A 1,027-nucleotide genomic window follows, 5' to 3' on the forward strand; every position below is an offset into this window, starting at 1 on the left:
CAAATGCCTAAGAACACCATTAACTGAAAGTTATCGAGTCGAGCCATTAGCTCTGCAAATTGCGTCTCGGTCATGATTTAACCCTTACTTTTCGTTTAATTGAGGTAGGGCGTAGAGGTGGAAACCGTCGATAGAGACGTGTTTACCCTCATCGTTACCAAAGCTGAATTTCTTGTGTTCCACATCAAACATCATGCGATTACCCACACAGCGCTTGAGCAGTTCGCCAGCCTTGCCGTTTTCCCAAAGCTCAGGAGACACACGCACTTCAATTGTGTCTGTTGGATTGGTCGTGATGAGACGCAGCTTGCCGTTTTGCTTTTGTTCGCCATTACGGTCTGTTTTGGTTTCTTGAACGATGTCCGAAACATCTAGAATTAAACCTTCCATTCTCATAGTGTTTTGCCCTTATTTTTACGTTGTTGGTTAGTTGAAAATTGAAATGACAGTTATTGACACAAGTCCAAGGGAAATTAATGCATCATGTCGGGCGGGGCTGCGCCCACCCAACACGACGCATTAATTTCCTGAGGGTCGGTGAGCAACAGCGCTTCCATTTCGTCATAGAGCGCTAGGTGTTTTTCGTATTGCTCGTAAAGGTCGTCATACATACGCTCGTATTCTTTTTCACGTTCTAGCGCGTCAAAGTAATCGACCACGTTAGACATGATGCCTTGTTGAGCACGGATGAATTGTTGCTTGTTCTCGGTCTTCCAAGTACGGAAGCGAGTCGCGATAAAAATCTTATGGAACATCAAGCCATTCAAACGCGCTTGAGCCATATCACCGTAGCGAGTCGATGAGTATTCACCGCCCGAAGCAATCAGTTTTTCGATAGAGGTTGAAACGGAATATTCCGCTTTTACTGGTTGGTCTTTGCGCTTAACGAACACACCGCCCATTGCGTAACAAAACGCTTTCCAGTCGCCCTCATCAGCAGAGCGGCGAACCTTTTCTAATAGAAAGTGTTCGTCTTGAGATAAATCTGTAAACAAAGCATCGTCCTCTTTGAATTCATCACGAAGAC

At 45.2% G+C, this 1,027-nt stretch carries 1 protein-coding gene and 1 pseudogene; both read right to left on the reverse strand.

The genetic code is table 11. From position 1 onward, the window contains the following. Window positions 1-84: 84 nt before the first annotated feature. Window positions 85-390 carry a hypothetical protein gene (locus R8O70_RS26330; protein ID WP_005389159.1) on the reverse strand — a complete coding sequence of 102 codons (306 nt, stop codon included), beginning with the start codon at window positions 388-390 and terminating at the stop codon, window positions 85-87. An 83-nt stretch (window positions 391-473) separates the two neighbouring features. Further along, window positions 474-1,027 (reverse strand): annotated as a pseudogene (locus tag R8O70_RS26335) (replication endonuclease); the annotation flags it as partial.

The organism is Vibrio sp. 779(2023) (assembly GCF_033344285.1).
In the GTDB taxonomy this organism is placed as follows: Bacteria; Pseudomonadota; Gammaproteobacteria; order Enterobacterales; family Vibrionaceae; genus Vibrio; species Vibrio alginolyticus.